A 13,480-nucleotide genomic window follows, 5' to 3' on the forward strand; every position below is an offset into this window, starting at 1 on the left:
AACTCAACTCGGCGCAACGCGACTTGACGGACATCACCGTGCGTGACCGGCCGTCAGTACACGTCGCGTACGTACCGTTTGTCGGCGGCCAGCTGCTTGACGTAGGCCGCCGCCTCCGGCTCCCCCAGGCCGCCGTGGACGACGGCGATGTCCCGCAGGGCCTCGTCGACGTCCCTGGCCATGCGGGAGGCGTCCCCGCAGACGTAGAAGTGGGCGCCGTCCCGCAGCCAGGCCCACAGCTGGGAGCCGTGCTCGCGCATCCGGTCCTGCACGTAGATCTTGGCGCGCTGGTCGCGCGAGAAAGCGGTGTCCAGGCGTTCCAGGGTGCCGTCGGCGAGCAGGGCGGTGAGTTCCTCCTCGTAGGAGAAGTCGGTGGCCCGGCGCTGCTCGCCGAAGAACAGCCAGTTGGGGGCCCGGTGGCCGCGCGCCCGGCGCTCCTCGAGGAAGCCGACGAACGGCGCCACGCCGGTGCCGGGCCCCACCATCACCATCGGGGTCGCCGGATCGGCGGGCGGCCGGAAGTGCGGTGAGCGCTGCACGTGCACCGACACCTCGGTGCCCGGCGCGGCGTCGGCCAGGAAGGGCGAACAGACACCCTGCCGGGGGTGGCCGGCCAGGTTCTCGTACCGCACGACGGAGACGGTGAGCGAGACGAGGCGGGGGTCGGTGAGCGGACTCGACGAGATGGAGTACAGGCGTGGCTGGAGCCGTCCCAGCACCTCGGCCCAGTCCTGCGCCCCGGCCCGTACCCGGAACTCGGCGACCACGTCGACGGCCTGCCGCCCCCAGGACCACTTCGCCAGCTCGTCCTTGTTGTCCGGGCGCAGCAGCTTGCGCAGCTCGCGGGGGTCGCGGACGCGGTCGGCGGTGAACCGCAGCAGGGCGGGGGTGATCCGGGTGATGTCGAGGTGGCGCAGCAGGGCCTCGTCGAGGGCGACCTCGCCCACACCGTTCAGCCGTACCCGCGCGTGTGCGTCGAGGCCGGTGACGGACAGCCATTCCGCGACCAGGCCGGGCGAGTTGAGGGGACGTACGCCGAGGGCGTCGCCGACCTCGTAGACGAGGGGGGTCTCGCTGTCGCGGGTGTCGAAGGTGAAGCGGCGCACCTCCTTGCCGGAACCCGGCCGGCTCAGCAACCGGTTGCCGACCAGACGGGCGGTCACGGGCGCGGGGCGCCCGGAGCGGCGTGCGGCGGCGACGGGGACGGGCGGGGACGGCGCGGTCGATGGGACCTGTGGGGTCGATGAGACCTGTAGGGCTGATGGGAGCTGTAGGGCTGATGGCACTGGTGGGACCGGTGGGGCCTGGGTGAGGAGCCCGGTCGGCGGTGCGGGCCGTGCCGCCTCCTCGGTCCCTGCCGCTCCCCCGGGTTCGGCCTCCTTGAGCGCGGTGAGCACCTGGTCCAGCCAGGCGTCGGCCTGCGGCTCGTAGTCCGGTTCGCAGTCGGTGCGGGGCGCCAGCCGTACGGCGCCCAGCTCGTCCATGCGGTGGTCGAGCCGGCGTCCGTGTCCGCAGAAGTCGTCGTAGGAGGAGTCCCCGAGGGCGAGGACGGCGTAACGGTGGCCGGTCAGGCGGCCGGCGTCCAGGCCGGCCAGGCCGTCCCAGAAGCCGGCGCCGTTGTCGGGGGCGTCGCCGTCGCCGAAGGTGCTGGTGATCAGCAGGAGATCGGCGTCGGAGGGCAGGGCGGCGGGGTCGGCCTCGTCCATGGCGACGAGGGCGGGGGTATGGCCGCCCGCGGCGAGCCGGTCGGCGGTGGCGGCGGCGACCTCCTCGGCGTTGCCCGTCTGCGAGGCCCACAGGATCACCACGCGGCGCCCCGCCGGCCGCTGCGGCACGGCGCCGGCGACCGGGTGGGTGCCGGGACCCGCGTGGGTGCGGGAGTACATCCCGGCCAGGGTGCCGTTGACCCAGAGGGCGTGGTCCGGGCTGAAGGGCGCGTCCGGCGGCAGCACCGGTACGCCGGGGGCGCCGGCCGGGATCCCCGCGAGGAACCCGACCAGGTACCGCCGCTCCGGCTCGGTCAGGACCGGCGGCGGGACGGGCTCCAGACCGAACGCGGCGGCCGCGGAGCCGGGCGGGGAGCCGGGTGGTGCGACAAGGGCCGCGGTGACGGGGGACGCAGTGGCGGAGGGCACGGTGGCGGAGGGCACGGTGGCGGGCCGGGCCGCGGTCGGCCCGACGGCCGGCGGGGGCGCGGGACGGCTGCCGGGCGCCCGCACGCTCACCGGCGTCGACACCCGGCTCAGCGACACCGCGCACACCTTCAGCTCCGGCTGGAAGGACAGCGGGTCGACGGCGTCGCCGGTCACGGCGTTGACGCTGAGGTACTCGCCGAACAGGTCGTTCCAGTGGAAGGGCGCGAAGCAGGAGCCGGGCAGCACCCGGTCGGTGACGACGGCGGGCAGCACGGCCCGGCCGCGCCGCGAGGCGACCTCCACCGAGTCGCCGTCGGCCACCCCGAGCCCGGCCGCGTCCTCGGGGTGCACCTCGACGAACGGGCCCGGATCGAGCTTGTTGAGCTTGGCCACCTTCGCCGTCTTGGTCAGGGTGTGCCACTGGTGCTGGAGGCGGCCGGTGTTGAGGACGAACGGATAGTCGTCGTCCGGCATCTCGGCGGGCTGGACGTGCGGGCGGGCGTGGAAGACCGCACGGCCGCCGGGGGTGGGAAAGGTGGGCGAGCCGTCCTCGTCGACGTACCGGACGGGGTTGCGGTGGGGGCCGTCGGCGGCGGCCGGCCACTGCACGGGGGTGGCGCGCAGCCGCTCGTACGTCACGCCGCGCAGGTCGTAACCGGTCTGCGGGTTGTGGAAGCGCTTGATCTCCTCGAAGATCTGCTCCGCGCTGTCGTAGGAGAAGCCGCTCTCGTAGCCCATGGCGCGGGCCACGGCCGCGATCAGCCGCCAGTCGGCCGTGGCCTCGCCGGGCGGGTCGGCGGCGGGACGGGCGAGGGTGAGGTTGCGTTCGCTGTTGACGAGGACGCCCTCGGACTCGGTCCACAGCGCGGCGGGCAGGACGACGTCGGCGTAGGCGTTGGTCTCCGTCTCGGAGAAGACGTCCTGCGCGACGACGAACTCGGCGGCCTCCAGGCCCTCGATGACCGTGCGGCGGTTGGCGACGGAGGCGACGGGGTTGGTGCAGATGATCCAGCAGGCCTTGATCTCGCCCGCGGCCATCTTCCGGAACATCTCGACGGTGCCCTTGCCGACGCCGTCGGCGCGGATCGTGCCGGGTTCCAGCCCCCACACGTCCTCGGCGAAGGCCCGGTCGGCGTCGACGAGCACGGACCGCTGTCCGGGCAGGCCGGGGCCCATGTAACCCATCTCCCGGCCGCCCATGGCGTTGGGCTGGCCGGTGAGGGAGAACGGGCCGCTGCCGGGACGGCAGATCCTGCCGGTGGCGAGGTGGAGGTTGACCAGGGCGTTGGTGTTCCAGGTGCCGTGCGTGGACTGGTTGAGGCCCATCGTCCAGCAGCTGGTCCACTCCCCCGCCTCGCCGATCAGCCGGGCCGCCTCGCGCAGGTCGGCCTCGGGGATGCCGGTGATGCCGGAGACGGTGGCGGGCGGGTAGTCGGCGAGGAACTCCGGCATCGCCTCCCAGCCCTCGGTGTGCGCGGCGATGAAGGCGGGGTCGGTGTGCCCGTTCTCGTGCAGGAGGTGCAGGAGGCCGTTGAGCAGGGCGAGGTCGGTACCCGGCCTGACCTGGAGGAACAGGTCGGCCCTGGCGGCGGTGGCGGTGCGGCGCGGGTCGACGACGATCAGTTTCGCGCCCGCCTTGACCCGGTCCATCATCCGCAGGAAGAGGATCGGGTGGCAGTCGGCCATGTTGGAGCCGATGACGAGGAAGACGTCCGCCCGGTCGAGGTCCTCGTAGGAGCCCGGGGGACCGTCCGCGCCGAGGGACAGCTTGTAGCCGGTCCCCGCGCTGGCCATGCACAGCCGCGAGTTGGACTCGATCCGGTTGCTGCGCAGGTACCCCTTGACCAGCTTGTTCGCGAGGTACTGCGCCTCGAGGCTCATCTGGCCGGAGACGTAGAGGGCGACCGCGTCGGGGCCGTGCTCGTCGACGACGGCGCGCAGCCGGCGTGCCGTCTCGACGACGGCCGCGTCGACGGGCGTCGGCTCGGGTTCCTCGCCGCGGGCCGGGCGGACCAGGGCGGTGGTGAGCCGGCCCGGCGCGGCGAGCAGGTCGGCGGTGGTGGCGCCCTTGGTGCACAGCCGGCCGCGGTTCGCCGGGTGCTCCTTGTCGCCGGACGCCTTCAGGACCGTACGGCGTCCGTCCGGTCCGCGGCCCACGTCGAGGACCAGGCCGCAGCCGACGCCGCAGTACGAGCAGACCGTGCGCACCTTCGTCGTGCTGTCGGTCCGCGGGTCCGGCACGGCCACGGGCGCCCTCCTTCTTTCCGGCGATCGGCCTGGTGCAAGCCGCTCTTCCTGGCGTTCGGCCTGGTGAGAGCCACCGCGAGCCTTCTTCGACGGTACGAACCGCGCATTACACAGGTGTCTCCCGGACCGGCCGCCGGGGGTTAATCCCGGCGCACAGCGCAGGGTGGCCGGATGTGAGCGGACACCGGGACGGCCACGCCCGTCCCGCCGGAACCCGGGTCCGGCGTCCGGCGTCCGGCGAACGGCGAACGGCGAACGGCGAACGGCGAACGGCGAACGGCGAACGGCGAACGGCGAACGGTACGTCATCCTCCGCGGCCTGACTTTCTCCGCTCAAACACATCCCTTTCATGGCCTGTCGGCGCTATCTTTCCCAATTGGGGGACTCGCGGGGCAACACGGAGAAAGGTCATCAGCGTCGTCGCACAGGCCGGAGCCATGGCTCCGCGGTCCGCCGACACACTCCCGTTCCCCGGAGGGGCGCTGATGATCGAGCTGGCTGATCCGCTGTTGACGACGCACGACATCGTCCTGACAGCCGACGACCCGGTGCGCGGCGAGGAACCGTCGCCCTCGGGCCCGGGCGAGCCGGACGCGCTCGCAGGCCGCATCCGGCTCGCCGGACCGCATGCGGTCCGGCTGACCCCGACAGAACTCGCCGCGGATCAGGACCTCGCCCTCTACGCGCGGGAACAGGCCGCTCTCTACGACTACTACCTGGTACGGCTTTCGGTCACCTTCGTCCCCCAGTCTCGCGGCCCCAAGCTGAAGTTCGCCAATGTCGCGCTCGACCTCACCTCCAGCTGGGGGCCGAAGCCCGTCGCGCACGCGATGGACCCGGTCCGGTTGACCGACCCCGTCCAGATCGAACGGGTACGGCGCCTTGGACCCCAGCTCTCCCTGCTCGGTGCGGACGCCTCCCTCGGGGAGGTGAGCCGGTCGGTCGGCTACACCACGAACCAGCCTCTCGTCCAAGCGCTTCACGTCGGCGGATCGACCCCGGCCTGGGATTTCAGGCCGACCACGGCGACGGAACTGTCCGGCGCCTACCCGCTCTGCCTCGTCGTACGATCCGGAGCCGGCGCCGAGACACAGTTGAGGTGCACGGTGAGAGCCGGGGTCGAGGCACCGCTGCTCCGCCGGTTCAGCAGGGAACTGCCCGACCCGCTGCACCTGAAAGCCTTCCTGTGATGCCCGCCGACGCCGGTACGAGCGCTGCCGGAGGCAGCAGATCCGTCTCCCCGAACGGTGGCACCGACACACATTGCGCCCCCCTGCGCCAGGATGAGGTGCGGGCCCTGGCGGATGTCTACCGCACGGCCGTACGAGCGCAGCTGATGCTGCGCTCCGTCGGCTATCCCGCTTGGGCGATTCCCGCCGGGGCCATCACCATGGGCGAATTCTGGGACCAGATCTCCGCCGAGCTGGAGAAGGGGGTAATGGCCGAAGGACGTACCCGCATCCTGGCCAGGGCACATGCCGAGCACCCCTTTCACCCCCTGTTCGCCGAAGCCGCCGCAAGGCGATCCGAGGACGCCTCGTCCCTGACGGAAGCGGGAAATCCGGCAGGTCGACCTGGAGCGCGCCTGCGGGTGATGGTGCTCGGCGCCGAACCCGCCCGGTACGGCGCCAACAGGGCCGGAGCCGACCTGCGGGAGGCAGCCAGGGAAGCACGCGACCGCCTGGACATCCGGCTTTTCCCGGCTGCGGGCGCTGCCGATCTGGCCGCGATCCGCTCCGTTCTGCCTCATGTGCTGCACCTCGCCTGCCACGGGACGGAGGAGACCCTGATCCTGGAGGACGGGAACGGCGAGGCACATCACCTGGCCGCGGACGATCTGGCCGGAACCCTGGGGCTTGCCGCCGAACACCGCGGGCACCGCCTTCGCGCGCTGGTCCTGCGGTCCTGCGACAGCGAGCCCATGGCCCAGCTCTTCACGCCGCACGCCGATGTCGTCATCGCCCATCGGGGGAAGCTGGACGCCGAGTGCTCCGTCCTCTTCACCACCGCCCTCTACCGCGAACTCGCCACGCTGTCACCGACGTCCGATGCACAGGACTTCGCTTCGGCGGCGCGCTTCGCGGCACAGGACACCGTCAACCAGGCAGCCATGTGCCGCAGCATCCAGACAGGGCTCGTCGTCCTGCCCCGCACGCCATGACCGTCCGGCCCGCCGATGCGGTCCCGCCCTCGGCCGGCCAGACGCGTCACGCACGTCCCGCAGAGGAGTTTCCATGCCGCTCAACGACCCGTCCGAGCCCCCCGGAGGCCAAGCGGTCCCCGGTCATGGAGCGACGGCCTCCAGAATCTGGGACATATCACAGGAGGACTGGGACGAACTGCGCGAAGGGCTGAGTGCCGCGTATCTGGAACCCCTCGCGAGAAACAGATTCTTGCGGGATCTGCGTTTCCCGGCCAAGGAATTACCCCCGGCCGCGGCCAGCAACGCCGACTTTTGGGAGCACGTCCGCGAGCGGGCCGAGTCGGGAACCGTCATGCTGGCCTGGCGGGATCTCGCCAACCGAGCGCACCACGACCAGCAGGCCAATCACCAGCCGGTCTTCGCCAGACTGGGCGGCCCCGAGAGTCCTCTCCTCGTGGAGCCTCTCCTCGTGGAGTCTCTCGGCGACACGGCCGACCCGGCGGACCGGGCCGCTTCGGTTCCCCTGGCACCAACGGTCCACGGCTACGCCGAACTGCTGCCGGTCGGCGACCGCCCGGACCTGACGCACGCCTTGCTGGAAGGCTGGGAGGACCGGCTTGGCCCGTGGGCCGATCTGTCCGAATTCCAGCAGCAACTGCTCATTCTGTGCCGGGAGATCGTCGACCAGAAGGGCGTCGGCCTCATCTACGCCGTCACCAACAGCGGCAAGACGACACTGGCCCGGTTCGGTATGACCATGGCCGTGAACTCGGGCAAGGCCTCCATGATGCTCCTGCCCATCAAGGCCCTGGTGACTCAGGAACACGCCGAATGGCAGGTGTTGCAGCGCGGTGACCCCGACATGAGGAAACTGCGCGTGTTCCCGGCCTCCCGGGACTACCCGGAGAACGACCGGCCGGTCGGCTCGGGTTCGTACGATGTCGCCCTGGCCATCTACGAGAAGCTCGGCGTGTACCTGGTGCACCGGCTGATGCCGCTGCGCCGCAGCGCCCTCCTCGTGGTGGACGAACTCCAGATGCTCGTGGAACGAAGCGAACGGGCCGCCAAACTCGAAGCCCTGCTCACCCTGGTGAAAATGCTGCCCCGGGACGAACAACCCGCCCTCCTGGGACTTTCGGCCGCGCTCTCCCCGGAAGCCGGAGAGACCCTGGAGCGATGGCTGGGCAACGACCGCACACTGCGCAGACACTTCACCAACGTACGGCCGGTGCCGCTGGACACCTTCGTGGTCGGCCCACGAAAGTGGCTGGTCCAGGAAGAGGCTCATCTGCTGAGCATGCCGGGCAAGGTCCAGCCGCCCAAGGCTCCGTACGAGGAGGAGCACGAGCTGGGCCGGATCCGGGCCGAGCATGCCGACACGCTGGCGCTGCGCTTCGAAGGCCTCCCCGGGACTCGCCTGTCCACCGCCCCGCTGGCGGCCGCACTGGTCGCACGGACCTTGTCGGAGGATCCGGACAAGAGGGTCATCATCTTCGTTCCGGGCCGGACCATCGCGCAGAGTCTGGCCCTGGCCATCCAGGATCTGCTTCAGGGCACCGGCGATCGGAAGCAGATCGGCAGGCGTGGTTCCCCCTGGCAGAGCGGTCGGTATCACGGACCGGAGTCACATGCCAGGGACATCGAGGACCGTTTGTACGAGAAGCTGAAGAACTCGGATCTGCCGCTGCAGGACCAGGTCATGCGCGGTCTGCGGCACGGCGTCGCCTTCCACACCGCGGCGCTGGCGCCGCCCCTGCGGCGTCAGGTGGAAGACGAGTTCAGAAGGCCGGACGGACTGCTGAGAGTGATCGTCGCCACGGACACTCTCGCCGTGGGGTTGAACCTGCCGGCCGACATCGTCATCGCCACGAGCGTGGCCGGCTGGTCGGGCGAGGGGTCCAGCCGCATGAAGCGCATCCTGCCCGCCGCCGATCTGGACAACAAGGGCGGTCGCGCGGGACGACGGCTCGACAGGACGGTGACAGCGCAACGCGGTACGTTCTACATCCTCGTGCCGTCCGACCGGGATCTTCAGGACATCGACGGCCTGAGCCCGGAGAGTTTGCGGGCTCTCACCACCGAAGAGGGCATCTACCAGCGGTTCGTCGCCAGCGAGGACCGTTCGCTCAAGGTGCGCTCACAGTTCCGCGACGCCCTCCAGATCAGTGGTCTCGTGCTCCAGGTCCTCTGCCAGGGGCGCGGTGGGCTCACCCGGCGGCAGTGGCTCGACCGGGTGTCGGAGATCCTTTCCGGGCTGCTCATCTCTTACGAGCCCGACTCGCCGGAGGTCCCCGAGGCGGAGGTCGTCCTGCGCGAACTGCAGGCGCGGAACCTGCTCGTCTTCAGTGAGGGCGAGGGCTACCGCAGCGGCGAGGAGGTGATCTCCCTGTCCCCTCTGGGACAGGCCCTCGGACAGTCCGGGCTGGAGCTCGACGACGCCGCCGAACTGCAGCACCTCGCGCATCTCGCGATCCAGAACACGGGACACCTCGACCTGCTGTGGCACGCTTTCAAGGCGCGCTCCGTGCAGCGGGTCACCGCCTGGGTGGCCCTCCCGGGACTGCCCACCAGCAATCACATGCCCTCGCTGAAGGGCGGGGTCCTCACCCTTCTGCTGGCGCACAGCCTGCCCCAGGACACACCCGAGGCACCCACGAAACGGTACTTCTGCCTGCGGTACATCGCGGCGAAGGGACCTGCCGTGCCCGAACGCCTGCTCAGCGAAGGCAACCAGGTGATCTCCGAGGAACTGCGTCAGCTCCTCGGCATAGACGAGGACGCGTTGTCGATGGAGGACGCCAACGCGCTGCTCCGGGCGGTCGTCGCGTGGGAGTGGCTGAACGGGGTGCCCTTCGAGGAGATGGCGAAGCGGATCGGAGGAGTGGTCCAGTCGTCGGAGCCGCCGGACCGCGGCAAGAACAGGGCTCCATCGGTGAAGCTGTACTACGCAGATGTCGAGCAGCTCTGCGAGCAGGTCGCGGGGTATCTGAGGGCGGCCGCCGAACTCTGCGTGAGTGAGGACGGGGTCGACCACTCCTTCCGCGTACAGGCTCTGGCGCAGCGCGTCGAGTCGGGGCTGCCGACGTGGCTCTCGCTGGTGTCGAAGATGCGCATACCCTCGCTCCACCGCGAGCGGCTGGCCAAACTCGCCGACGGAAAGGAGTTCCAGCCGCTTTCCGCGCTGGTGGATGCCGACGCTCTGAGCAAAGTGCTCGGTGAACAGGAGCGCGAGGCCGTCAGGAGCATCATCGAGAGTCGGGTGGAGGACGAGCGCAAGCAGATGGAACGGGTCGGCGTCGAGATGGCCGGAGAGATCATTCCGGGCACCGAAGGTGAGACGTTCGCCGAGCTGGCCCACGACCTGGACGAAACGGAAACGGCGAAGGACTACCTGAACCGGCTCTGCGAGACGGTGCGCGACATGGGCGTCGAGGCCACGGAGACGGAGGTCGTAGGCTCGTTCGCCATGTCCGTCTGGACGGCTCCGGAAACCGGGGCCAGTGTCGAGGTCCTGGTGCCGAAGCAGTTCTCCCTCACTGCCGAGGGCGCCAAATCCGTAGCCGGAAGACCCGCGCGGGTCATCGTGCGTGGAGTCGACCCCGCCGCGCGGACGGTGCTGGAGGAACAGGGCACGCAAGCCCGCTTCATCACCATGGAATACCTTCTCCAGATGTGGCTGCGCCTCGTGCAGGACCTGCAGCAGGCCGTCTCTCCCTCCCACATGGTTCAGGAGCTACTGAACATCCGGGTGTCGTCGATCGGCACGAACTGGTGACCGTGCACCCGGGAAGTCACCCCGTTCGTGCCGAGCTGCGCATGCCGCTCGGCACGAACGGATGAACGGGTGAACGGGTGAACGGCCACAGCCGTCGTCACCGGATCTGCTCGGCGAACGCCGTGTACGCCTGTTCGTCGAAGAGGACGAACCTGACCTCCTCCACCGCCGTCGGCGTCGCCCGTACGGTCTCCACCGCGATCCGTGCGGCGTCCTCCACGGGCCAGCCGTAGATGCCGGCGGAGACGGCCGGGAAGGCGACGGTGCGGGCGCCTAGTTCGCCGGCGACGCGCAGGGACTCGCGGTAGCAGGAGGCCAGCAGCTCCGAGCGGTCCTCCTCGGCGCTGTAGCGGGGGCCGACCGTGTGGATCACCCAGCGGGCGGGAAGCCGGCCGGCGGTGGTGGCGACGGCCTGGCCGGTGGGCAGTCCCTTGCCCAGGTGTCCGGCGCGGAACCTGCGGCACTCCTCCAGGACGGCGGGCCCGCCGCGACGGTGGATGGCGCCGTCGACCCCGCCGCCGCCCAGCAGTGAGGAGTTGGCGGCGTTGACGACGGCGTCCACGGACTGGGTGGTGATATCGCCCCGGACGAAGGTGACGGCGGTCATGGCGGGTCGGCCTCTCTCCGCGAAGGCGGGGACTGCGAAGGCGGGGACTGCGGCGCGGTTGCCACGACGCGGTTGCCACGACGCTACGGCTGCTGCCGCAGCCTGCGCCAGACCGCCTTGGCCGCGTTGTGGCCCGACATGCCGTGGACGCCGGGGCCGGGCGGGGTCGCCGAGGAGCAGATGAAGACGGCCGGGTGCGGGGTGGAGTACGGGGACAGGGAGAGTCTGGGACGCAGCAGGAGCTGGAGGCCGGACGCCGCGCCGGAGCCGATGTCGCCGCCGACGTAGTTGGCGTTGCGGGCGGCGAGTTCGGCGGGGCCGGCGACCGCTCGGGCCAGGACGCGGTCGCGGAATCCCGGCGCGAAGCGCTCCAGCTGGCGTTCCATCGTGTCGGTGAGGTCACCGGTCCAGCCGTTGGGCACATGGGCGTAGGCCCAGAAGACCTGCTTGCCGGCCGGGGCGCGGGTGGGGTCCACGACACCGGGCTGCACCGTGATCATGAAGGGCTTCCGCGGGGGGCGGCCCTCCCGGGAGGCGGCGCGCAGGGCGGCGCCGATCTCCGCGCTGTCCGCGCCGATCTGGACCGTGGTGGCGCGGTGGGCCTCCTCGGCGGTCCAGGGGACCGGGCCGTCGAGCGCGTAGTCGATCTTGTAGACGCCGGCGCCGTACCGGTAGCGCTCGTAGAAGCGGCCGAGGCCGGCGATGCGGGCCAGGGCGGTGGGCGAGGTGTCGAAGACGTAGGCGCGGGCCGGGGGCAGGTCGTCGAGGCGCTTGACCTCGTAGTCGGTGTGGATGGCGCCGCCGAGGTCCCTCAGGTAGGCGGCCAGGGCGTCCGAGATGGCCTGGGAACCGCCGCGGGCCACCGGCCAGCCGCGGGCGTGCGCGGCGAGCGCGAAGACCAGGCCGACCGCGCCGGTGGCGAGGCCGCCGAGGGGGGCCATGACGTGGGCGACGAGTCCGGCGAAGAGGGTCCTGGCCTTCTCGTCGTGGAAGCGGCGGGTCAGCCAGGTGGACGGGGCCAGGCCGACCGTGCCGAAACGGGCGAGGGTGACGGGATCGCGGGGCAGTGCCGTCAGCGGCAGCGACATGAAGTCCCGGACCAGGACGTCCCACCGGGGCAGGAACGGCTCGACGAGCCTGCGGTACGCGCCCGCGTCGCGGGGGCCGAAGGAAGCGGCCGTCTCGGCGACCGAGCGGGACAGCACGGCCGCGCTGCCGTCGGGGAAGGGGTGCGCCATGGCCAGCTCGGAGTGGAGCCATTCGAGGCCGTACCGCTCCAGGGGCAGGGCGCGGAACGCGGGCGAGTTGATGCCGAGGGGGTGTGCGGCGGAGCACGGGTCGTGGCGGAAGCCGGGGAGGGTGAGTTCCTCGGTGCGGGCGCCGCCGCCCACCGTGTCCTTCGCCTCGAAGAGGGCCACGGAGAAGCCGCGGCGGGCCAGCTCCGCGGCGGCCGTGAGGCCGTTCGGCCCCGCTCCCACCACGACGACATCGAGCATCGACGACACTTGGACCCCTTCGTCAGCCGGCGGCCTCCGGGATCAGGATATGCCGGGGATACGACGGCGTCGGCGGCGCGGTGGAACGTGGGTGTGGGCCGCCGCCGACGCGGACGCAGTCCCGGCCGGAGCCCGAGGTCAGGGGGCGGGGGCCGGAGAGTCGGGGGACAGGGGGTCAGGGGCGGGGCCCGGACAGCAGGCCGGTCACCCGCCGGGCCGTCGCCGCATCCCGGGCGGCCGTGAACGGCAGGGAGTTGCCGCCCGTGATCCTGAACGGTCCGCCGTCGAGGGTGAGATGGGCGCCGCCCGCCTCCTCGACCAGCAGCAGTCCGGCCGCGTGGTCCCAGGCCGCTTCCCAGGAGAAGGCCGTGGCGTCCAACTCGCCCCGGGCCACGGCGAGGTACTCCAGGCCCGCCGAGCCACAGGCGCGCGGGGCGACGCCGTCCGTCCACAGGCCGAGCAGGGCGCGCTTCTGGTCGTCGGTGGTGTAGTCGGGGTGCGAGGTCGCCACCGTGAGGTCGCGGCCGGGTGCGGGCGGGCCGGCGAACAGCCGCTCACCGTCCAGGAAGGCGCCGCCGCCGCGCACGGCGGTGGCCAGCTGGTCGCGGGCGGCGGCGTACGTCCAGGAGGCGTGCACGACGCCGTGCCGGGCGAGTGCGACCAGGGTGCAGAAGCCGTCGTCGCCGTGCACGAACTGCCGGGTGCCGTCGACCGGGTCGACGATCCAGACCGGGGCGTCGCCCCGTATCGCCTCGTAGACGGCGGGGTTGGCGTGCACCGCTTCCTCGCCGACGACGACCGAGCCGGGCAGCAGGGCACCGAGGGCCTCGGTGAGGTACAGCTCGGCATTGCGGTCGGCGTCCGTGACCAGGTCGTGCGGCCCGGTCTTCTGGTCCACCTCGTGCGCGGCGAGCTGCCGGAAGCGCGGCAGGATCTCCGCGGCGGCGGCCTTGCGGACCGCGTCCTGCACGTCAGCGGCGTGGCGGGCGAGAAACTCGTCGATGGTTTCCGTGTCTCCGATCATGCCTCCATGAGAACACGCCCCACTGACAATCCCCGCCGCGCCGGTGCACACC

The 13,480-nt window shown here is 71.4% G+C and carries 7 protein-coding genes; 3 read left to right on the forward strand and 4 right to left on the reverse strand.

Annotated elements, in window-relative coordinates:
• Positions 1 to 53: 53 nt before the first annotated feature.
• Complete coding sequence (locus ACGFQC_RS16305; protein WP_363088688.1) at positions 54 to 4,382, reverse strand: molybdopterin-dependent oxidoreductase; 4,329 nt, start codon at positions 4,380 to 4,382, stop codon at positions 54 to 56.
• Positions 4,383 to 4,868: 486 nt separating this feature from the next.
• Between ACGFQC_RS16305 and ACGFQC_RS16310 the strand changes: the two genes are divergently transcribed.
• The 3 genes from ACGFQC_RS16310 to ACGFQC_RS16320 all read left to right on the forward strand — a co-directional run bounded on the left by ACGFQC_RS16310 (position 4,869) and on the right by ACGFQC_RS16320 (position 10,301).
• On the forward strand, positions 4,869 to 5,573 hold the full coding sequence (locus ACGFQC_RS16310) for a hypothetical protein (RefSeq protein ID WP_363088687.1): 705 nt from the start codon (positions 4,869 to 4,871) through the stop codon (positions 5,571 to 5,573).
• Between the two features lie 98 nt (positions 5,574 to 5,671).
• The gene (locus ACGFQC_RS16315; RefSeq protein WP_363088686.1) at positions 5,672 to 6,544 is read left to right on the forward strand and encodes an effector-associated domain EAD1-containing protein; all 873 of its coding nucleotides are present in this window, start codon (positions 5,672 to 5,674) and stop codon (positions 6,542 to 6,544) included.
• Positions 6,545 to 6,617: 73 nt separating this feature from the next.
• Positions 6,618 to 10,301 carry a DEAD/DEAH box helicase gene (locus ACGFQC_RS16320; protein ID WP_363088685.1) on the forward strand — a complete coding sequence of 1,228 codons (3,684 nt, stop codon included), beginning with the start codon at positions 6,618 to 6,620 and terminating at the stop codon, positions 10,299 to 10,301.
• A gap of 97 nt (positions 10,302 to 10,398) precedes the next feature.
• Here the strand turns inward: ACGFQC_RS16320 and ACGFQC_RS16325 are convergent, their stop codons facing one another.
• The 3 genes from ACGFQC_RS16325 to ACGFQC_RS16335 all read right to left on the reverse strand — a co-directional run bounded on the left by ACGFQC_RS16325 (position 10,399) and on the right by ACGFQC_RS16335 (position 13,428).
• Positions 10,399 to 10,908, reverse strand: coding sequence for an O-acetyl-ADP-ribose deacetylase (locus tag ACGFQC_RS16325; RefSeq protein WP_363088684.1), 510 nt, complete (start codon positions 10,906 to 10,908; stop codon positions 10,399 to 10,401).
• Between the two features lie 83 nt (positions 10,909 to 10,991).
• The gene (locus tag ACGFQC_RS16330; protein WP_363088859.1) at positions 10,992 to 12,404 is read right to left on the reverse strand and encodes an NAD(P)/FAD-dependent oxidoreductase; all 1,413 of its coding nucleotides are present in this window, start codon (positions 12,402 to 12,404) and stop codon (positions 10,992 to 10,994) included.
• Positions 12,405 to 12,579: 175 nt separating this feature from the next.
• Positions 12,580 to 13,428: an inositol monophosphatase family protein gene (locus ACGFQC_RS16335; protein WP_363088683.1), complete on the reverse strand. Its 849-nt coding sequence runs from the start codon at positions 13,426 to 13,428 to the stop codon at positions 12,580 to 12,582.
• Between the last annotated feature and the right edge of the window lie 52 nt (positions 13,429 to 13,480).

The organism is Streptomyces sp. NPDC048734, from assembly GCF_043198675.1.
GTDB lineage: Bacteria > Actinomycetota > Actinomycetes > Streptomycetales > Streptomycetaceae > Streptomyces.

Coding starts and splice junctions, on each gene's coding strand:
- ACGFQC_RS16310 (WP_363088687.1), top strand. CDS start 4,869: ATGATCGAGCTGGCTGATCCGCTGTTGACGACGCACGACATCGTCCTG.
- ACGFQC_RS16320 (WP_363088685.1), top strand. CDS start 6,618: ATGCCGCTCAACGACCCGTCCGAGCCCCCCGGAGGCCAAGCGGTCCCC.
- ACGFQC_RS16325 (WP_363088684.1), bottom strand. CDS start 10,908: ATGACCGCCGTCACCTTCGTCCGGGGCGATATCACCACCCAGTCCGTG.
- ACGFQC_RS16330 (WP_363088859.1), bottom strand. CDS start 12,404: ATGCTCGATGTCGTCGTGGTGGGAGCGGGGCCGAACGGCCTCACGGCC.
- ACGFQC_RS16335 (WP_363088683.1), bottom strand. CDS start 13,428: ATGATCGGAGACACGGAAACCATCGACGAGTTTCTCGCCCGCCACGCC.